This window comes from Pontibacter beigongshangensis (genome assembly GCF_014332515.1).
GTDB lineage: Bacteria > Bacteroidota > Bacteroidia > Cytophagales > Hymenobacteraceae > Pontibacter > Pontibacter beigongshangensis.
In genome coordinates, this window is the sequence record NZ_VFSD01000005.1 from 163,797 (window position 1) to 184,838 (window position 21,042).

A 21,042-nucleotide genomic window follows, 5' to 3' on the forward strand; every position below is an offset into this window, starting at 1 on the left:
CGGGCAACATACAGATTTTGTTCCTCAGCTAGGCTTAACAGAAAAAGGATTTGTAATACACAAATATTAGCTGTAAATTTGCAGGCTAAATTCAAAAAATTCTCATACACAAAATGGAATTAAAAAATTACGAAACGATCTTCATCCTGACCCCGTTGCTGAACGAGGTGCAGATGCAGGAAACGGTCGAGAAGTTCAGACAGGTGCTTAAGGAAAATAGCGCCGACATTATCCACGAAGAGAACTGGGGTCTGCGTAAACTGGCTTATCCAATCCAGAAAAAGTCGACAGGCTTCTATCACCTCATCGAGTTTGCGGCTCCTACCACTGTGGTAGACGCCCTTGAGCTGGCTTATCGCCGTGATGAAAAAGTTGTTCGCTTCTTAACCACTGCCCTTGACAAGCATGCCATTGCTTACAACGAGCGTAGAAGAAAAGGCGAGTTTAAATCACAAGCTAAAAAAGAGGAGGTTAAAGCATCATGAGCTTAGTTAACGAGAAAGTACACAAGCAGGAAAATCGCGAGAAATACTGCCGGTTCAAGAAAAGCGGAATCAAATACATCGATTACAAAGACGGTAACTTCTTACTGAAGTTTGTAAACGAGCAAGGCAAGATCCTTCCTAGAAGATTAACGGGTACAAGCCTGAAATTTCAGCGCAAAGTGTCGCAGGCCGTTGCAAGAGCCAGACACCTGGCCATTTTGCCTTATGTAACTGATTCTTTAAAATAAGGAGGGAAGAGCAATGGAAATTATATTGAAAGATGACGTGAAAGGCGTAGGTTTCAAGAACGATATCGTATCTGTGAAGCCTGGTTATGGCCGCAACTACCTGATCCCGCAAGGGCTGGCTGTTCTGGCCAACGCGTCTAACAAAAAAGTGGTAGCCGAAAACATCCGTCAGGCGGCCCACAAAGCTGACAAAATCAAGAACGATGCGCAGGAACTGGCCGACAGCATTGGCGACATCACGCTTGAGATACCTGCTAAAGTAGGCGAAACGGGCAAGATCTTCGGTTCTGTTACAACCCTGCAGCTTTCTGATGCCCTGAAAGCAAAAGGTTTCGAAGTTGACCGCAAGCGTATCTCTTTCGACCAGGATGTGAAAACTGCCGGCGAGTACACTGCTACCATCATTCTGCACAAAGAAGTGAAGCACCAGATACGTTTCAACGTAGTGGCTGCTTAATTTATAGCACTCACCATTTAAAAGCGTCCTGCCCCACAAGGCAGGACGCTTTTTTTATGCCCTGCCAAATCCGGGAACATGTGGGCAGCGAAAACGTACAACAACGGGTTTGTTAAATGGTTGATTTTTCAATTTAGAGATTTGAAGATTTGGAAATGAAGTATGCCGGCTTTGAAAGCACGATCAACTTTTAACTCTGCTGTTTGGAGTCTTTTGAGCAGCAGCAAAGCTTCCGGAGGTCCCATTTCATTAGAATAATTTTCAAGTCTTCTCCATTCCTAAATTCTGTAAATTTTTAGGGTAGGGGCCCTACTATAGAGATTCGGACAAAAATCTACTATCTAGCCAGCAGAACCTCCGGAGGGGCAAAACCATTGGAATAATTTGCCACTGCCGTATAACAAGCCTGTAGTAGCATTCGCTCACAGCTAAGCTTCCACACCTCCACACTTTAAAGTATATTTGAGTAAATGCAACCTACGTACTACATTTTATAATTAACCACGGAAAAACTACTTATGCGGAAATCAATTGTCCATTATGGCGCCCTGCTTGCAGTACCCGCCTTCACCATTTTTGCCACAACCAACTGCGTGAACAGAACAACTCCATCCACTTCAGACACCGGCACAACTGCTGTTACTGACACACCGGCTCAAACAGCACAGAACCCTTTGGTAGCCGAATGGGCAGGACCATACGGCGGTGTGCCTCCTTTCGACCAGGTGCAGGTGAGCCAGTTTAAACCGGCGCTCGAAGCAGCCATGGCCGAAGAGCTGGCCGAAATAGACAAAATCGCTTCCGACCCCGCAGCACCTTCCTTCGAGAATACCATTGCGGCCATGGAGCGTGCCGGCCAGGCCATGAACCGCGTCCGGACCGTGTACGGCATCTGGAGCTCCAACATGAACAACCCTGAATTTCAGGTGATCGAGCGGGAGATGGCGCCGAAGCTTTCGGCTTTCTCCGATAAAATCACACAGAACGAAGCCTTGTTCAAGCGCATTGAGGCTGTCTACAACTCCCCGGAAAAATCAAAGCTTAGTGCAGAGCAGCAACGGCTGGTATGGAACTACCATAACAACTTTGTAAGAGCCGGCGCCAGGCTCGATGCCCAGGCCAAAGATCGCCTGTCGGCTATAAACCAGGAACTGGCAGCGCTTTTCACCAACTTCAGCCAAAACGTGCTGGCCGATGAAACAAATTATATGCTGGAGCTGCAGAGCGAAGCCGATCTGGCCGGCCTGCCAGCCTCGCTGCGGGAAGCCGCTGCCGGAGCCGCCAAAACCAAAAACAGTACGGCTCCCTACGTCATCACCAACACCCGCTCCTCCATAGACCCATTCCTGACTTATTCCGATCGCCGCGACCTGCGCGAGAAAGCCTGGAAAATGTTTGTTGACAGAGGCGACAACGGTGGCGAGCACGACAACAACGCCATTATAACCCAAATACTGCAGCTACGCGCTGAGCGTGCTAAGTTGCTCGGCTTTCCGACACACGCGCACTGGCGCCTCGAGAACACCATGGCGAAGACTCCGGAACGTGCCGTAGAGCTAATGGAAGCCGTCTGGACACCAGCTATTGCCCGTGTGCGCGAAGAAGTAGCCGACATGCAGGCGCTTGCTAAAAAAGAAGGCGCCAACATGACCATAGAACCCTGGGACTACCGCTACTACGCCGAAAAAGTAAGGAAAGCCCGCTACGACCTCGATCAGAATGAGGTGAAGGAGTACCTGCAGCTGGAGAAGCTGCGCGAAGGCATGTTCTGGGTAGCAGGTGAGCTGTTCGACTTCAACTTCACGCCGGTTACCGATGTGCCGGTGTTCCATCCGGATGTGCGGGTGTGGGAGGTGACAAACAAGACCTCGGGGCAGCATGTGGGCCTGTGGTATTTCGACCCATACGCCCGTACCGGCAAGCGCTCCGGCGCCTGGATGAACGCTTACCGCCGTCAGCACCGCCTCGACGATAATGCCACTACCATTGTATCGAACAACTCCAATTTTGTGAAGGGCAAAGAAGGCGAGCCCGTACTGATCTCCTGGGACGATGCCAACACGCTGTTCCACGAGTTCGGTCACGCTTTACATGGTCTTTCTTCTAATGTGACTTACCCTTCCTTGTCGGGCACGGCCGTGGTGCGCGACTATGTGGAGTTCCCGTCGCAGTTGCTGGAGCACTGGCTCTCTACGCCGGAAGTGCTGCAACGCTTTGCCGTGCATTACCAGACTGGCAAGCCAATTCCGCAGCACCTGGTGGACCGCATCGAGAAAGCCTCTACGTTTAACGAAGGCTTTGAGACCACCGAGTACCTGGCCAGCGCCCTGATCGACATGAAGCTGCACCTGGCCGGCGACCAGAAAATTGACCCCGATACATTTGAGCGCGAAACACTAACAGCGTTGGGCATGCCTTCTGAGATCGTGATGCGCCACCGCACGCCGCAGTTCATGCACATTTTCTCCAGCGACAGCTACTCCGCGGGTTACTACAGCTACCTTTGGTCCGATGTGCTCACCGCCGATGCCTTCGGAGCCTTTACAGAAGGCAGCGGCCCGTACGACAAAGCTGTTGCCAAAAGACTGCACCAGCACGTTTTCTCGGTAGGCAACACCATTGATCCGGCAGCGGGTTACCGTGCCTTCCGTGGCCGCGACCCAAATGTAGAGGCGCTGATGCGCAAGCGGGGATTTCCGGTAAAGGAAGCGGCTGGCGCTAAGAAGACACCTGCTAAACCAAAAGGGAAGGCCAAGTAGATAAACAACCTCCTCTGTCATCTCTCCTATCGTCGAGATGACAGAGGAGGTTCAGGTAAGGCTGCTTCATAAACTTTACTAATGGCTCAGGCTGGCAAAATTTTATTGCCAGCCTGAACTGTTTTATGCGGGCACCGACAAAGCTCAACTTTCTACCATTCCGTATATTTGAAGCATGATGTTCCGCACCGAATTACCGATAAAACCATCGCAGCTGCGCCTGGCACTCCAGGCCGAAGTTTTGACCATTGGCTCCTGCTTTGCCGAAGTTATTGGTTCTAAACTGCAGGAAAACAAAGTAGCAACCCTGGTTAACCCGTTCGGCACCATTTTCAATCCCCTATCCGCCTGTTTGTTAGTGGAGATAGTCAGCGGCAAGGCCTATGATTTTGAGAAGCACCTGGTGCAGCACAATGGCATCTGGTACGCCTACGACCTGCACTCCGCCCTCTCCTCCCCTTCTAAAGAAGAACTGTTGCACACTATCCGGCAGCAGGTGCAGCAAACGCAGGAGCAATTGCAGAAGGCTTCGTTGCTGATCATGACCTGGGGCACGGCGGTGAGTTATCGGCTCGCCAGCACCGGCACGGTGGTCGCCAATTGCCACAAGCTGCCGGCGCGGCAGTTTACGCGCCTCCTGCTCACAACAGAGGAGATAACGGCTGCCTTTACGCAAATGCACCAGCGCCTGCTCCAGCTGAACCCCAACATCAAGCTGCTCCTGACCGTGAGCCCGGTGCGCCACCTCAAAGAGACACTGGAGATCAACAGTGTCAGCAAAGCCGTGCTGCGCGTGGCGACGCATCAGCTAACGGAGGCCTACGAAAATGTGAATTACTTCCCGGCTTACGAAATAATGATGGACGACCTGCGCGACTACAGATTCTACAAGGCTGATATGCTGCACCCTACTGAGCTGGCAGAGGATTACATCTGGCAGAAATTTGTAGGCGCCTACTTCGACCAGGAGTATCAGGCTTTCCTGCCGGAGTGGGAGAAGGTTAGAAGAGCCATGGCACACAAGCCCTTTCACCCGGCGTCGGCCGCACATCAGCAGTTCCTGAAAGCTACCCTACAGCAGCTTCGGGAACTGGAGCAGAAGCATAACATATCCTGCGCCAAAGAAATAGCACAGTTGCAGCTACAAATAATCGGCAAAGATTGACGACGTTGCACACGAGACCGGCTTTTAACAAGTCCAAAGTTCTTTCCACCCACCACTAAGCAGGAACAATGAGCTCTGGAGGGGCTTTTTGATTGAAATAATTCACGCACAATCGTCTATCTTTTTTAAGGCCGCCTGAATCGTGCGTAAAACAATTGTACACTTTCTCTTTCTACCTTTGGCCTTTATGCCCGTACAAAGCAGAACCCGGAACAGCACACAGTAGAAAAACTATGTCACAAGAGAAGAAAGCTAACCGCCTCATTCACGAGAGCAGTCCATACCTGTTGCAGCACGCCTATAACCCTGTAGACTGGCACCCCTGGGGCGAAGAAGCCCTGGGCAGAGCCAAAGCAGCGGATAAACCCATTATTGTAAGCATCGGCTACGCCGCCTGCCACTGGTGCCACGTGATGGAGCATCAGTCGTTTGAGAACGAGCAGATAGCGGAAGTTATGAACACTCATTTTGTGTGCATAAAAGTAGACCGCGAAGAGCGCCCCGATGTAGATGCCATTTACATGGATGCCCTGCAGGCCATGGGTGTGCAGGGAGGCTGGCCGCTGAACGTGTTTCTGAACCCCGATGCCAAACCCTTTTATGGCGGCACCTACTTTCCGCCGCAGCAGTGGCTGGGGCTGCTGCAGAACGTGGCCGACGCGTATAAAAAGAGCCGCCAGGAGCTGGATAAGTCGGCGGAGCAGTTTGCGCAGCACCTGAACACCAGCGAACTGGCAAAATACGGCCTTGGTGCCAGCAACTTTCACGTGCGGGAGGAGGATTTCAGGCTGATGGGCTATAACCTGAGCACCCGCTTCGACAAGAAGCTGGGTGGCTTGGGCCAGGCACCTAAATTCGCGATGCCCACCAACTACCTGTTCCTGCTCCGCTACCACAGCCACACCCAGGACCAAAGCGCCCTGAACCAGCTACACCTGACCCTACGTGAGATGGCCTACGGCGGCATTTACGACCAGATGGGCGGCGGCTTTGCCCGCTACTCCGTAGACGCCGAATGGCTCGTACCCCACTTCGAGAAGATGCTCTACGACAATGGCCAATTGGTGAGCCTTTACGCTGAAGCCTACCAGGTAACCAAAGAGCCGCTGTACAAAGAGGTCGTCATGGAAACGATAACCTTTGTGCAGCGGGAGCTGATGTGCCCCGAGGGTGGCTTCTACTCCTCGCTGGATGCTGACAGCGAAGGAGAAGAAGGAAGGTTCTACACCTTTACCAAACAGGAGCTGCAGGATGTGCTGGGAGACGAGGAGCCGCTATTCTCCAAGTATTACCATGTAACGGCATCCGGCAATTTTGAACATGGCCGCAACATCCTGCACCGCCGCATCTCCGACGAGAAGTTTGCCCAGGAAAACCAACTGGATCTGGAAGTACTGCAGGAGATGAAGGCCGGCTGGAAGGAAAAGTTGATGAATCTGCGGGAACAGCGCATCCGCCCCGCCCTCGACGACAAGGTTCTCTGCTCCTGGAATGCCCTCATGCTGAAGGGCCTGGCAGATGCCTACTACGTGTTCGGGGAGAAGAAACTCCTGGCGCTGGTGCTGCAGAATGCAGATTTCCTGCTGAAGAACATGCTGAAAGACGGCAAGCTCTACCACAACTACAAAGCAGGCAAAGCCACCATAGACGGTTTTCTGGAAGATTACGCCCTGCTGATTCAGGCTTTGATCAGGGTGTACGAGATCACGTTTGACGAGAAATGGCTGCAGCAGGCAAAAAGCCTCATAGACTACACGTTGGCCCACTTCTACGACGAGCAGGAGCAGCTTTTCTTCTTCACCGACAACAGTTCCGAAAAATTGATCGCCCGCAAGAAGGAAATCATGGACAACGTGGCACCGTCTTCTAACTCCGTGATGGCCACGAACCTGCACTTCCTGGGCCTATACTTCGATGTGGAGGAATACCAGCGGCTATCCAACAACATGCTCAGCAAGGTAAAGGACCTGGTGATAAAAGAGCCTTCGTATATGAGCAACTGGGCCAGCCTCTACTTTTACAAACTCAAGCCTACCGCCGAAGTAGCCATTGTAGGAGCCAAAGCCGCCGCCAAACGTGCCGAACTCAGCTTATTCTTCCTCCCGAACATGCTGCTGCTTGGCACCCAGGACAACAGCACGCTGCCGCTGCTCGAAGATAAAATACCGGTTAACGGCAATACCACCCTCTACGTGTGTTACAACAAAACCTGTCAGTTGCCCGTGCACACCGTGGCCGATGCGCTGGAGCAGCTGAAGGGGAGTGCGCAGCAGCAGAAGTTCCCGGATTTGTAGGTAGCTGATGTAAAGGAGCAGCTGCATCAAAAGAAAAAGCCTCGCAAGGACCATTTTGATTAGAATAATTTGGATTGAAAAGGCATGTATTTCCAAAAGCTTCTCTTTTCCCAAGCTCTGTCCCCTGACAGGGCTTTCTTCCCCCATTGATCCCGTCGCGCCAATTATTCTAATCAAAATGCCCCTCCTGGGCGCACTGCTCCTGCTGCTGCTCCTCACAATCAGCCTGTCGCTTTTAACAAATTTTTCCGACCTTTGCTTATTGTCATCAACCTTTTGCAGCACCCTTGTCAGAACTACTGAATTTTAATTACCCGGCGGAACCAGCCGAAGACCGTGTCACGCTTTTTGCCGATGTGATACTGCCCCTGCCGCTGCCCAAGCTCTACACCTACCGCATCCCCTTCGAGATGAACGACGAGGTGCTGGTGGGCGTGCGGGTAATTGTTCAGTTCGGTGCCAAGAAAGTGCTCAGCTGCATCGTAGCCGACATCCACGAAAACGCCCCCGCCGATTACCAGGCCAAGTACGTGCTCGACGTGCTGGATGACAAGCCTATCGTGACGGCACCGCAGCTCAAACTGTTTAAATGGATTGCCGATTACTATATGTGCACGCTGGGCGAGGTGATCAACGCGGCCCTGCCATCAGCCCTGAAGCTCAGCAGCGAATCGCGGCTGCAGCTGCACCCAAGCTACGAACCTGAAGAAGACGACATCCCGCTGGCCACACAGGAAGCCAAAATCATTTATGCGCTTCAGCAAAACCAGGCCCTCACATTTACAGACGTTGGTAACCTGCTGCAGCTCAAGAACTACCATAAATACATAAAGTCGCTCATCCAGAAAGAAGCCATCATTATTTTTGAGCAGGTGAGCGATAAGTACTCCCCCAAGGTGGTGAAGAAGGTGCGGCTGTCGGAGCATTTTGTGCAGGACGAGGCCATGCTGGAGGAGCTTTTCGCCCAGCTCACCCCCAAACCCAAGCAACTCGACATCCTGCTGAACTACCTGCAGAAGGTGCCGGTACACCAGGATAAGAACCTGAACATCCAGGGGCTGGAGAAAAGTGTGCTCACCGGAAATCCGCATCTCTCGCAATCGGCCATTACGAGCCTGATCCGGAAGGGCGTGCTGGAGCAGTTCGACCAGATTGTGTCGCGGTTCCAGACGGATTTTGGAGCCATGCAACTGCCTATGGCGTTGTCGGAGCATCAGGCGGAGGCGCGGGAGGAGATTCTGGGCCTGTTCAAGGAAAAAGACACGGTGCTGCTGCATGGCGTTACCGGCAGTGGCAAAACCGAGGTGTATATCGACCTGATAAAGCACGCCCTCGAAGGTGGCGGACAGGTACTGTACCTGCTCCCCGAAATCGCCCTGACGGCCCAGATCGTGACCCGCCTGATGAAGGTGTTCGGCGACCAGCTGGGCGTGTACCACTCCAAATTCTCCGACAATGAGCGGGCGGAGGTGTGGCAGGGAATCTTGTCGGGCAAGTTCCAGGTAGTGGTGGGTGTGCGGTCCTCTATCTTTCTGCCCTTCCACAACCTCTCGCTGGTGATTATTGATGAGGAGCACGAGCCATCGTACAAGCAGTACGACCCGGCTCCGCGCTACAACGCCCGCGAAACTGCCCTGATGATGGCACATCTGCAGGGGGCCAAAACCCTGTTAGGCTCTGCCACACCCTCTGTAGAAACTTATCACAACTGCAAGAACGGCCGCTGGGGGCTGGTAAGCATGACCAAACGTTTCGGCGAGGCACAGATGCCGGACATTGAACTGGTGAACACGCGTGACGAGCAGAAGCGAAAGAACATGCACAGCCACTTCTCGGCCAAACTTCTTGGCGAGATAGAGGCACGGCTGCACCGGCACGAGCAGGTGATCCTGTTTCAGAACCGCCGGGGCTATGCGCCCTTTATTGCCTGCGACGAGTGCTCCTGGATACCCAAGTGCAAGCACTGCGCCGTGAGCCTCTCGTACCACAAGTTTAACCAGGAGCTCCGCTGCCACTACTGCGGTTACCACGAGCGCATGCCCTCCGACTGCCCCGCCTGCGGCGCCACCACCCTCAAAAGCATGGGTTTCGGCACTGAAAAAGTAGAAGACGAACTCAAGCTGCTGCTCCCCAACGCCGAGGTACAGCGCATGGACCTGGACACGACCAAGAAAAAGAACAGCTACCAGCAGATCATCGCCGATTTTGAAAGTGGGCGCACCAATGTGTTAGTGGGAACGCAAATGGTTACCAAAGGCCTCGACTTCGAGAACGTGAGTTTGGTGGGTATCCTGAACGCCGACACGATTATTAACTTCCCGGATTTCAGGGCCAACGAGCGGGCGTACCAGCTGTTTGTGCAGGTAAGCGGGCGGGCAGGCCGCAAAGGCAAGCATGGCACGGTTATTATCCAGACCCGTGACCCGCTGCAGTCTATCTTCCGGAAGGTGCACAGCAACGATTACCAGGCCCTCTACGAGCATGAGATTGAAGACCGGATGCGCTTTAACTACCCTCCTTTTGTGCGGATGATCAAGATAACGGTGAAGCATGAGGACGAGCGCACCGCCGAGAATGCCGCCATTGTGCTGGCCAAGGACCTGACAGACAGACTCAGCAAAGAGCAGGTGCTGGGGCCGGAGGTGCCCTACATTTTCAAGATACGGAACCTGTTCCTGCAGGAGATCCACATCAAGCTGCACCGCCAGAGCAGCCAGCTCAGCAGCTCCAAACGCCTGATTGCCGGAGCCATACACCAACTCAAGCTCCTCCCCGATTTTAAAGGGCTGCGTGTGGTAGTGGATGTGGACCCGGCGTAAGTTTCCTGATCTGCAGCAGCAGGAGCAGGTAGGCAGGGAAGGCTGTTTTTATTGGAATAATTTGGTGGTGCGTTGGCAGCTTCTTTCGCGGTTGCTACGCTAGTGCGAGCTTGTAGCCCGTACTTATTATTTTCGACATGAAGGCACGAGTTACAAACTCGCGCCAGCGGGGGGCGTACTCATAACTCAAATTACTGGTAACGGCTTTGCTATGGTGCATTTAAATGCACTATAGGCTTTGTTGTGGTATGGTGTTTTGCTTGGTGGCTTCTAAATATTTTCTTCTTTTTACTATTATAACGATTGTTGCTACTACTAATAAGGTCAAACAAATGGAAAAGAAAAAATCAGCATATATGTAATCCCACTTTTCCAGATTAGTCATTTCTCTTTCTGCATTGTTTATTAAAATACTTCTGGAGTAGGTCCTGACTTTACCCGCAGCAATTAAAACAAATGCGAGTGAAGGAATCAATGCGACACATGTGGCTAATAGTCCTAAAAATAAACCATTTCTTCTGTCTGTATATATGCCGAGGCCACCAATTAATATGATAATCCAAAAGATAAATGCTATAACTACTTCAGTAAAGCTTCTAGTAAAGTGAAATACAAACACATCTTTACCTCCTGTTTCCTTATAAAACAAAACATGATAACCTGATTTGAACAGGTAGTATGATGATAAGAGAGCAATCAGAACACCCAATGCTTTTATGATGTAGTGTCTAATATTGTCTTGTTTGAACATTCTTAATTAATTTCACTGCACCACAACTTGCAGATAAACGTAATAACTACCCAAACATACGCTTATCTGCATTATGTGCGTGATTGATTTTACCCTTTGCGGCATTGTTTTTCCTAAGATAAACTATGCCGCAATTGTTTTCCAAACAAAAATAAATAAAAACTATATTTCCAAAATCTACAGATAACCTAATCAGACTAACCAATTTAGTTCTACAAATTCACAGTTCAGGACCTAAACCTTCTGCCAAAGGTGCCTTTAGCAGCAGCAACCTCAAAAGTTAATTTCTCTTCCTATAGGTCTGAAAACAGAAATAAGTATGCTGCTCAACAACAGTAGCAAAACTGTCCGCTACCGAACACACTGGTGTACACCGCCGGACACAGCTTTCCTCACCAAACAAAATAAAACGGCCATATAAAGCTAATTTCCAGCAGGTTACAAATCTGGCACGAGACATGCTATAAGGAAATCAGGATAAAGTAGAAATTATTTCTGAACTCCAAGCAACCCTTTACAGACTTTCATCATCTATAAAGCACAAGTAAACCAAGGACCCTAAAATTATTAAAACTATGAAAATGCTGTTCTTACTCCTGCTCCTCTTCCTGCTGATGCTCGGCGTGCTAGAAAGGTTTTCTGATACCAAGAAGGTGATGATGCGAGGCAGCGAGATTGCACTTACCTCGCTAAGAATTATCTGATTTTTTTATACGGGAGGCAACTCACTTACAATTCAAAGCATCTATTCAATTGAATTACAATCATATGTAACTTAAGCAATTACCTTTTACCGCAGTATATTTTTATTACACGCACAAAAACTAACACACCGGGAGGAGCAGCTTAACCAGCTCCTTTCAACAAAATAAAACTAGAAAGTTCATAATTAACCGCTCCAAAAAATAAAACTATGAAAAAAATTATCATCGTGGCTACCCTGCTAGCTACTACATTATCCGTTTCTGCTTCTTCTTTTACTGGTCAGGATACTCCCGCTGCTGCTAATGACAGTGCCCGGAAGTTCTCTCAGCTGCTCGACACCAACTTTATGCGCCTGCTCGAAATTGAGCTCAAGCCCGGAGATTTTACAACGGTACATGCCAACCCGGAGCACCTGGCCTATGCTGCCACTGCGGCTACGCTTCTTATTACCACCCCCGACGGCACCACACAACTAATAAAGGTAAAGCCCGGCGATCAGCTCTGGTCCGGTGTAACCGCTTACAAAACAGTAAATGTGGGCAAGGCAAACTTTAAAGCGGTGGTGTATGAAGACAAGGCAAAAGGGACTACCCCACAGCCACAGAAATTTATCACTTTACTAAGCGAGTAAGCTGCAACCTTCTTTTGCCACGGGCGTATAATATAGTACCTTTGGCTAAAAGTTGAAAACCTGGACTTAGAGGGGCAAAACCTGCCTTTTTAAGTTCAGGTTTTGCCATTTAAGGGTTTTGCAACGAAATTCAACCCGATCCCTCGCCCTCCCCGCAATGCTTTTACAGTTGCAGAATAGACCTCCTGATGCTTACAGATTTTGTAAATGTGCGGATAAGGCTGCAAAGAAATCCTCCGCAAAAAATTAAATTATTTGAATATAAAAGCCCCTCGCGAGCTCTACAGACTGCTGCTGTTGCACATCCAAAACTCTTTTTCTTCCGAAGGCAGATGTCGGTCTTGAAGGTGTTCCCAGGCTTGCACCTACCTAAATGCTTCGCTGCATTAGAAATTCAAAATTAGAAATGACCGCTCAGCTGATTTCATACCATCAAATCAAGCCTCATTCCTAATGATTACTGAAAGCCGGAAATTTATGAAAGACTGTAAATCCAGCCATTCATATTTCTAATTTGACAAAGTCTTACGGCCGCTTGGTCTTGTTCAGCACCACCAGGTACATAATGCCAAAGCCCAGGAAGGCGATCATGAAAAATACGTCGATCCAGGTATAATCTCCCTGTGCGATAGAATAGGCCTTGAGGCCTGCAAAAACGAAGCAGGCAACTGCCAGCGCTATTCTAAAAAGTCTTTGGTTTTTCATGTGTTTTCTCCCCGGGCTGCAGGATATGCCAGCCCGCCTGTTATTTTTTAAATCTGATGTTGAAAATGATTTTTACGTGCCAGGCAGCAAACCAGCTATGGCAGCTGCAGGTACTTTTCGCGGATAATACGCAAATGGTGTATCTCGTGGCCCAGAATGGCATAGCCTAAGGCCCTGACAGAGATCTCATGGTTGCTGGCCACACCGGTCTGGTTAAGCGCTTCTCCGTCTAAATTCTTAAACAGCTCTATGGTAGCCTGACGCACAGCAGCATATTCGTTTAAAATAGAGGCAATGGTTCGGGAAGCGGCTTTTGAGGGTACGATGTAGGTGTCCTGGTCAAAACCTGACAGGGGCGTTTTGTCCTGCCGGGCGAAGCGGAGGGCTCTGTAGGCAAAAACCCGCTCTGTATCTACCATATGCACGAGCACTTCCTTTATGCTCCATTTATCTGGCTGGTACCTCGAATTCAGCTGCTGCTCCTTCAGCTCCAGCATAAAGTTGATGATGTACTGCTGACTCGCCGCCAGTCCGGCCAGCAGATCTTCGGCCTTCGCCGCCTCCACATACGTCTTTAGCGTGTCGGGATATTCGGAAGGAGCCGGGAAAGTGATTTGAGATTCCATGACGTTCTGTTTGTGGAGCCGCAGCCCCTGATGCTTTCTAATACGAGAATGAGTGCCTGAATGAGAGAAATAGCTTTTTGCCTGGTTTGCTCCTGATGCGGCACGTTCAGGTTCGGGTTTTCTTAGCTCACCCTACCTTCTTTCTTTTACTCGATTACTTTTGGCTAAGTTAACAATTGGCAGTAAACCTGCCAAGTAAATCCGGAGGCGATGCCACAACAGCAGCTGCAGCAGCAGCAGGAGGCAGCGCCTCCGGAGGGGCTTTTTCATTAGAATAATCCGTAGGAGCCAGTAAGCAGGAGGCTCTATCGTTAACGCACGTTCACTTATACTGCTATTGCTTTTGTTCGCCTTTATTCCTGGGCATGTCCCTTCTTTGCATGAGCCAGACCAATTGCTGCCTCACCCGCATTGCGCTGTCCGGGGGCTGCGCACGGAAACTTAAAGCGCAGAAAACAAATGATAGTGGTAATAGAAGTAAGTAACGGGAACCAGATGTGCCCTCCTCATTTCGAATTTCAAATTTGGAATCAGGCGCCACCTGGCACTACTGCCCAACCAGGAACACGGCGTTGCTGAAGAGCAGCTTGCCATTCTGCCAGAAGCCCCTGAACAGCGGATTATCGGCCATGTACACCACCTGTCCCCGCCCCATGGGCTGCGTACCCATAATCAGAGCATCCTGCAGCTTTGCCTTGGCCTTAGTGCCTACAAAGCCGGTGGCGTAGTTTCCTTTTTTCAGCACACCCACGTTCCAGCCATCTTTCAGGAACTCAAACGTGTCGGCGGAGCGCACCAGGGCGTAGTAGGTGTCGCCATAGCCAAAGGCCAGCGGGTGCGTCTTGTCCAGGTCTACCCTGAAGATGCTGCCCTGCACCTCCTCTGCCAGCGACTCGCGCTCGCGGTTGCCGTACACGCGCAGGTTCTTGTACGGGTCAGGAGTCTCTTCTTTGTCTTTGGCTTCCGGTGCTGCCTCCTCTGTCTCTGTCTCTTTCTTTTTCAGGCTGAAATCTTTTTTATCGGCCAGCCAGGCAGCGGCACCTTCCAGGGCGATCAGTTTTCCGCCGCGGCGCACCCAGTCTTTCACGGCCTCCAGCGCCTGCGCAGTGAGCACCTGGCTGTAGTTGCCTCCCGGCAGAATGAGCACATCGAACTCGTGGAGCGGCACCTGCTGGAAATAGGCTGTGCCCAGCACCGTAACCGGGTAGCCGATCTGCTGCTCAAAAAAATGCCAGGCTTCCCCAAACGAATAAGCCGATACCCCCTCTCCTGCCAGCAGTGCCACGCGCGGTGCCTTCAGGTAGCGCACGTTGGTGGAGCCAAAGTCGGAGCCGCTGCTCACAAAGCCGGTGGTGGTGGCGCTCAGGTTTACCTGGTGCTTCTGGGCAAGCGCCCGCACAGTGGCATCTAAGTCGGTGCCGCCCCCCTGGTTGCCGGTGCGGGTAATAATAAGCGTGCCTGAGCCATATGTCTGGTTGTCGGTCTCAAACTCTTTTTCGGCCATGCGCACTTTTATTTTGGCCTGCATGAGCTCCGCCAGAAACTTTACATCGTCGAGGCTGTTCCAGCGGGCCAGGTAGGCATAGGGCTTTTCTATGGTTATGGCTTTGGCCTCTGTTGGCGCTACCTTTCCGGCAGCAGGCTCCAGGCGGGTGCGTAGCGCATAGGCCTGCAACCCAAACGCGTATGGCAGCGCCCAGGAGGTAATGTCGTAAGTAAGGGTGTCTTCTAGTTTGGAGGCGGGCTCAAACAGCACTTTTATGAGCGTAGATTTAGGCTGGTACATGCTGATGACGATATCCTGCTGCCCCACATTTACGTTTTCTTCTTTGCCGGTGGCGTAGTTAAAGCCTCTGGCCCTGGTGCTCCTGCCGGCGTAGCCATAGCTGATCTGCTGCCTGTCCAGGTACTCGGTCAGGGCGCGCAGGTTGCCGGCACTGCCGCCTTCTGTTTTAAACACGAAAGCCTTGTAAGCACCAGCCGGATTTTTCAGGTTATTCTCATAATATTTCCGAAACTCCTGCTTCAACTGGTCGGCTCTTTCGGAGCCTGCCTGAATGGTGGCGAGGCTGGCGGCGTGGTGGTGGGCAATGCGGTCGGTGAGGGTAAGGGTGTCGCCGTCCTGTTTTTTGTAGGCCAGCCCGGCCCGGCCGGAGCCGCCCTGCTCGTAGGTCATGCCAATGGCGCCGTTGTAGGTGGGCCAGGTATCGCCGTAGCTGGGGTAAAGCAGGTCGAAGTTCTCGCGTGTATAGTAAAGCCAGTTGTTCTTATCGAAGTACTCCCTGTTATAATCGCCGATGGTGTTCTGGAACTCGCGCTGAAAAGGCGTGATGCTTTCGTGAAAAGGCTTGGCGGCTGGCGAGAAATAATACGGCGACTCCACCCCCATCTCATGAAAGTCGGCATGCACCTGTGGTAACCAGCTATTATAAAGCGCCAGCCGCTGCTTCGACTCCACCTGCGTTTGCCAGGCCCAGTCGCGGTTCAGGTCGAAATAGTAGTGGTTTGGCCTGCCCCCTGGCCAGGGCTCAAAGTGCTCCCAGGCGTGTGGCGAGGGGTTGCCCCAGCGGTTCTGCGTCTGCTTATACCACTGCACATAGCGCTCGCGGCCGTCGGGGTTCACGCAGGGGTCTATGAGCAGCACGGTGTTCTGCAGCCACTGCTTTGCCTGGGCATTGCCGGGGTTCACGAGGTCGTAGAGCACCTGCAGCACCGCCTCGCTGGATACAGCCTCGTTGCCATGCACATTGTAGCTGAGCCACACAATAGACGGCTGGCCGCCCTGCACCGGCCCTGGCAATAGGCCGGCCTGCCGCAAATTGTTTTCGCGGATCTGCTCCAGGCGCTGCAGGTTTTCGTCGTTGGCCACATAGGCTAGCAGCAGCGGACGACCTTCGTAGGTTTTGCCGTACTCCTCCACTTTCAGGCGGTTCGGGGCCTGGGCAGCCAGGTAGTTCAAGTAGTCTACCATCTGGGCATGGAAGGAGAACTGCTCCCCTAGCTGATAGCCTAAAAACTCGGCCGGGGTTTTTAGCTTTTGCTGGGCCTCTGCCACCTGCACGGCCAGCAGCAGCAGAACAAAAGTAATCAGTCGCTTTAAGATAGGAATCATTTGTAGGTATAGATGTGTTTTGGCAAGGCATACTGTTGGCACTACAATCTGCGGAAAAATGATGAGCTTGACAACAGTTAGGAAGTGAGGCTATAAAATTATGTGCAGGCTGCTATTTTTACGTTATTCAGCAATGCTATACAAGGATAAGGTGAGCAGCGGGTTCCGGAAGCGCTGGAGGGGCATTTTCATTAGAATAATTTATGCCCGTGCGCAACTGGCGTAAACCTGTTGACAGGTGCTGCTCGCGAAGGTCTGGAAACCAGCAGACGGGGCAGCCAGCATGTCAGCAACAGCACTATGCAGTAATAAACAGTAGAGGATGTGCCCAGCAGCACACACAGTTACCTATGCTATTCGTTTTGTGCAGGCGCCAAAGAGAAGATCTGAAAACAGGATGCTTTTATTTATAAAGAGAATACTGAAACTGCTGGCAAATATGGCTGCAGGCATACTGCTGCTGGTGGGGCTGTTCTTTTTGTTGGGCTTCCTGCTGAGCAGTATTCCGGTAAACAGCAGCTTCGCCCAGACCTCCGAAAGTAAAGTCGAAATATTTGTTACTTCTAACGGCGTGCATACCGACCTGGTACTGCCTGTTGCCACACCTTATATGGACTGGCGGCAGAAACTGCCCCTGCAGCACTTTGCCACCGCCGACAGCAGCTTTACCCACGTCGGCTTTGGCTGGGGCGACCGCCGCTTTTATATGGAGACGCCCGAGTGGAGCGACCTGAAACTGGATGTGGCCCTTACCTCTGCCCTCTGGCCCACGCGCACCGCCCTGCACGTAGAGTACATCCGGAGCAGACTGGTTCCTAACCAGAGGCAACGCCCTGTGCTGCTAACCGAAACTCAGTACCTGCGGCTGATCGCTTTTATCGATAGCTCCTTTCAGCGTGAAAACGGCGCCTACATGTTAATAGAAAACAGCGGCTATAGCGGCACCGACAACTTTTACGAAGCCCATGGCAAATTCTATGCTACCAAAAACTGCAACAGCTGGGTAAATAAAGGCCTGAAAGAGGCTGGCGTAAAAACAGCCTGGTGGGCACCGTTCCCGTACGCCATTATGCGGCATTTAAGATGACGCAAATCCAGGTTGTGCTCCCCAAAAGATGGCTTGCCGGGTTTTGGAGCAATTATTCTAATTAAAAAGCCCCTTCTGAAGGCTGTTCTGCTCCTGCTGCTCCTGTTGAGTAATAGTAGTTGGCGTGTACTTTGAGAGGCAAATCCGGGCTTTTGAAAAGCGAACAAATTAAATGTAAGGAGTCAGAGGAGAGTTATCAAAGTATTTATCAACTCTCCTCCGACTCCCGCATAATAAGAAGTGTTTATACTGAGGCTTCCGCTGTTCTGGCTTCTCCTATTTCAATCTTCACACCCAGCACCTGCAGGAACTCTCTGATAAAACTGGCATGTCCGGGCCAGGCCGGTGAGGTTACGAGGTTGCCATCTACCACGGTGTCAGTGGCAGGCACATCTACGTAAGTGCCCCCTGCCAACTCCACCTCGGGGCCTACGGCAGGGTAAGCCGTAAGTCTGCGGCCGCTTACCACACGGGCTGCGGTTAAGATCTGTATGCCGTGGCAAATGGCGGCAAGAGGCTTATTGTTGTCCATAAAATACCGGGCCATTTCCAATACTTTTGGGTTCAGGCGCAGGTACTCCGGGGCTCTGCCTCCGGCTATGACCAGCCCGTCGTAGTCGGAGAGGTTAACATCGGCGAAGGTGTAGTTTAGCTGAAAGTTGTGGCCGGGCTTTTCGGTGTAAGTCTGGTCGCCCTCAAAATCGTGGATGGCTGTTTTTACGATATCGCCTTTCTTTTTATCGGGGCAAACGGTGTGGACCTCGTAGCCTACCATCTCCAGCATCTGGAACGGCACCATGGTTTCGTAATCTTCGGTGAAGTCGCCGGTGAGGAAGAGAATTTTTCTTTTGTTTTCCATCGTTTTATAGGTTTTGGTTAAATGAAAATCGCTTGGTGGCTGCCCCTTCACATGAGCAGCTCTAGCACTCCTGCTTCAGCACTTCTGTTAACTACGCCTAGCCTCGTCCCTCCTGAAAAAGGATTCTGTCTTAAAAATCCTGCCCGTGTGCAGGAAGAGGTGCAGCACCTTTCTGCGCCCTTGCCGGTACAGGTAATCAGGATACTGGCTGTGCTCCTTCCTGATGTTTTGGGTGTAGTTTTCATATAACGTCCAGGCCGCTCCTAAAATTGCCAGCTCGCTGTCTGTCAGGCAATTTGCATCCGAACCTGGGGCTTCCTTCAGTGCGCGAACAAATCAGGAAGCAACATTATGGCTGACACCGGTCGTTTTTCTTCGCACTGGTTTAACAGACGCCTCTTGCTTTTTAGCCGAAGCAAATTATTTGAATGAAATGGGGCCTCCGGAGCTATTGCAGTGGCTACGGCACCTCGCGATCGGCTTTAGGTAGAGAAAAAGACATCCCAAAACTTTCATAATCTGGCTAGGGCTGGTATATTCACCATATCCTTACGTTCGACAAAACATATAGGCCCGCACATTCGTGTTTTGTGAAGCGTTGCTTTACCTTTGTGCCCTAAGATCTTCAACAAAATTAATTGCCCTTATGAGTGCCAGAAGTTTTGACCTGTTGCTGGAAACGGCCTTTTCGCCGGAAGCTCCCCACCTCTTTGAAGAGGGCGCTCCTGCCGTATACAAAAAATTTGAGCAAGTTTATAAGGCATCGCGGCTGCAGCAGCAAAAAACGACGGCGGAAGAACTCAATTTCAGGTATGAGATTGTGCGGCTGGGAGTAGCCATCGCTTTTATAAAGGCTTTTTCGCGCCTGGCAGATAATGAGGGCGCTAACGAGGTGCTGGCCCTGCTGCAGCAGGCAATCAAGGCAAAGAGCACCAAAGAGATCGACAAGATCATCCAGAAAAAAATCGCGGCTTTCGACACCCTGTATCAGGAGATCTTTGTGAACGAGCAGCGGGAGCAGATCCTGGGCTTGTTCGAGCGCACCCTGGACGCAGCCTCTAAAGAGGAACTGGACGAGCTGCTGCTGGAAGGGCTGGAGCTGCTGCAGACAATCGATTTTGACCACGTAGCAGACGAAGACGAGGACGACCCTATTGATGACGACTTCATTAAAAGCATTAAGTAACCACGCTTGCCCTGCGCTATATGGAACTGACCTTAACTACCCCCGGATTACTTTTTCCTGCTCTGTCGCTGCTGCTGCTGGCGTATACCAACCGGTTTATGGCCACTGCCAGTCTTGTTCGCGGCCTGAAGCCACGTTATGCCTCTTCCCAAAGCCAGCTGGTGCTGGCACAGATTCAGAACCTGCGCACACGGCTGGTACTGATCCGGAACATGCAGGCAGTAGGTATTGGCAGCCTGTTTGGCTGTGTGCTGTGCATGTTCTTGCTGTTTGCCGGCTACAACACGGCTGGCAAGTATGTGTTCGGCCTTAGCCTGCTCATGCTCCTGGCCTCGCTGGGTCTGGCGCTCCGCGAAATCCAGATCTCGGTGCACGCCCTGGAGTTGGAGCTGGACGACATGGCGGAGGAGAAGGGGGGCAAGTAGGATTTCTGTTCCAGCGTGTACCCGCCGGCCAGCTGGCTCGCTCCCGCTCCCTGTGATAGCTGCGAGTTGTTACCCCGATTATACTAATCAAAACCCCCCTTCAGAGGTTCTGCTGCTGGTTAAATAATAGGTCCTAAACGCTTGATTTCTCTTCTACACGAGATGCCTCGGTATCTTTAAGAGCCAGCTTGTTAGGCAGACAAGCTTGTCTGGCAATTCACATCCACATCCTCTCAACTTCAATTTCCCGGTATACAATCCTAAATCAGATTATTCTAATAAAAATGGCCCTCCGGAGAGTTATTCTGCTCCTGATGCTGCTAATGCCATTTCTTAAACCGCAGCCACATCCTGTATGCACATCAAAAGTACAGCAGGATTAAGCCCCGGCAGCTACAGGAAATACTTCTGCTCCTTCCTCAATTGTATCTATATATTTTAATACCTACTTCCAGGTATTTTATATACTATATAAATATTTTTTTGAATTTTACTGCGGAATTTTTTTTATCTTCATCTTCCCATATTAATAATTAAAAGTGGTAACACTCAATTATTAAAGTCTCTTACTCTGAACAAAGGGAGAATTTTACGCGCCACTGTAACACCACTTTTACCCGATTTTATGATGCCACTTTTACATAAAAGTATATTTGTAGTTAGCATCCTTGTATTAAACCTTTTAAGTGCAACCGTACAGAGCCAGAACTGTAAGCCAGAGCTTACAG

17 protein-coding genes are annotated in these 21,042 nt (G+C 51.1%); 12 read left to right on the forward strand and 5 right to left on the reverse strand.

Annotation, left to right across the window (positions count from 1 at the left end; translation table 11 throughout):
- Nucleotides 1-113 precede the first annotated feature (113 nt).
- The 7 genes from rpsF (at nt 114) to priA (ending at nt 10,227) form a co-directional block, all read left to right on the forward strand.
- A complete protein-coding gene (gene rpsF / locus FJM74_RS06590) occupies nt 114-485 on the forward strand; it encodes a 30S ribosomal protein S6 (protein ID WP_187261777.1) in 372 nt (123 codons plus the stop codon).
- Nucleotides 482-733 (forward strand): 30S ribosomal protein S18, encoded by a 252-nt coding sequence (rpsR, locus tag FJM74_RS06595; protein ID WP_187261778.1) that lies wholly within the window; start codon nt 482-484, stop codon nt 731-733. The genes rpsF and rpsR overlap by 4 nt, the downstream gene beginning before the upstream one ends.
- A gap of 13 nt (nt 734-746) precedes the next feature.
- The gene (gene rplI / locus FJM74_RS06600; RefSeq protein WP_187261779.1) at nt 747-1,190 is read left to right on the forward strand and encodes a 50S ribosomal protein L9; all 444 of its coding nucleotides are present in this window, start codon (nt 747-749) and stop codon (nt 1,188-1,190) included.
- 518 nt (nt 1,191-1,708) lie between these two features.
- Nucleotides 1,709-3,949: a M3 family metallopeptidase gene (locus tag FJM74_RS06605; RefSeq protein WP_187261780.1), complete on the forward strand. Its 2,241-nt coding sequence runs from the start codon at nt 1,709-1,711 to the stop codon at nt 3,947-3,949.
- 175 nt (nt 3,950-4,124) lie between these two features.
- Nucleotides 4,125-5,114, forward strand: a complete 990-nt coding sequence (locus FJM74_RS06610) for a GSCFA domain-containing protein (RefSeq protein WP_241738974.1) — start codon at nt 4,125-4,127, stop codon at nt 5,112-5,114.
- Between the two features lie 233 nt (nt 5,115-5,347).
- Nucleotides 5,348-7,408, forward strand: a complete 2,061-nt coding sequence (locus tag FJM74_RS06615) for a thioredoxin domain-containing protein (protein WP_187261781.1) — start codon at nt 5,348-5,350, stop codon at nt 7,406-7,408.
- A gap of 287 nt (nt 7,409-7,695) precedes the next feature.
- Entirely contained in the window at nt 7,696-10,227 is a 2,532-nt protein-coding gene (gene priA / locus FJM74_RS06620) for a replication restart helicase PriA (RefSeq protein WP_187261782.1), read from the forward strand.
- 229 nt (nt 10,228-10,456) lie between these two features.
- On the opposite strand, the gene FJM74_RS06625 is transcribed toward priA, so the two are convergent.
- Nucleotides 10,457-10,978: a hypothetical protein gene (locus FJM74_RS06625; protein ID WP_187261783.1), complete on the reverse strand. Its 522-nt coding sequence runs from the start codon at nt 10,976-10,978 to the stop codon at nt 10,457-10,459.
- A gap of 575 nt (nt 10,979-11,553) precedes the next feature.
- Here FJM74_RS06625 and FJM74_RS22525 point away from each other — a divergent pair.
- Both FJM74_RS22525 and FJM74_RS06630 read left to right on the forward strand, forming a co-directional pair.
- Nucleotides 11,554-11,682, forward strand: coding sequence for a hypothetical protein (locus FJM74_RS22525; protein WP_262890427.1), 129 nt, complete (start codon nt 11,554-11,556; stop codon nt 11,680-11,682).
- A gap of 209 nt (nt 11,683-11,891) precedes the next feature.
- Nucleotides 11,892-12,314: a hypothetical protein gene (locus tag FJM74_RS06630; protein ID WP_187261784.1), complete on the forward strand. Its 423-nt coding sequence runs from the start codon at nt 11,892-11,894 to the stop codon at nt 12,312-12,314.
- 525 nt (nt 12,315-12,839) lie between these two features.
- Here FJM74_RS06630 and FJM74_RS06635 read toward each other — a convergent pair.
- From FJM74_RS06635 to FJM74_RS06645, 3 genes are all read right to left on the reverse strand, one after another.
- Nucleotides 12,840-13,019, reverse strand: coding sequence for a hypothetical protein (locus FJM74_RS06635; RefSeq protein ID WP_187261785.1), 180 nt, complete (start codon nt 13,017-13,019; stop codon nt 12,840-12,842).
- A 95-nt stretch (nt 13,020-13,114) separates the two neighbouring features.
- Nucleotides 13,115-13,645, reverse strand: coding sequence for a DinB family protein (locus tag FJM74_RS06640; protein ID WP_187261786.1), 531 nt, complete (start codon nt 13,643-13,645; stop codon nt 13,115-13,117).
- A gap of 547 nt (nt 13,646-14,192) precedes the next feature.
- Nucleotides 14,193-16,757, reverse strand: coding sequence for a M14 family zinc carboxypeptidase (locus FJM74_RS06645; protein ID WP_187261787.1), 2,565 nt, complete (start codon nt 16,755-16,757; stop codon nt 14,193-14,195).
- A gap of 439 nt (nt 16,758-17,196) precedes the next feature.
- On the opposite strand from FJM74_RS06645, the gene FJM74_RS06650 reads away from it, so the two are divergent.
- Nucleotides 17,197-17,844 carry a TIGR02117 family protein gene (locus FJM74_RS06650; protein ID WP_187261788.1) on the forward strand — a complete coding sequence of 216 codons (648 nt, stop codon included), beginning with the start codon at nt 17,197-17,199 and terminating at the stop codon, nt 17,842-17,844.
- 244 nt (nt 17,845-18,088) lie between these two features.
- Here FJM74_RS06650 and FJM74_RS06655 read toward each other — a convergent pair whose 3' ends face one another.
- A complete protein-coding gene (locus tag FJM74_RS06655; protein WP_187261789.1) occupies nt 18,089-18,703 on the reverse strand; it encodes a DJ-1/PfpI family protein in 615 nt (204 codons plus the stop codon).
- Nucleotides 18,704-19,349: 646 nt separating this feature from the next.
- Here FJM74_RS06655 and FJM74_RS06660 point away from each other — a divergent pair.
- On the forward strand, nt 19,350-19,889 hold the full coding sequence (locus FJM74_RS06660) for a hypothetical protein (RefSeq protein WP_187261790.1): 540 nt from the start codon (nt 19,350-19,352) through the stop codon (nt 19,887-19,889).
- A gap of 20 nt (nt 19,890-19,909) precedes the next feature.
- Entirely contained in the window at nt 19,910-20,314 is a 405-nt protein-coding gene (locus FJM74_RS06665) for a DUF2721 domain-containing protein (protein WP_187261791.1), read from the forward strand.
- Nucleotides 20,315-21,042 lie beyond the last annotated feature (728 nt).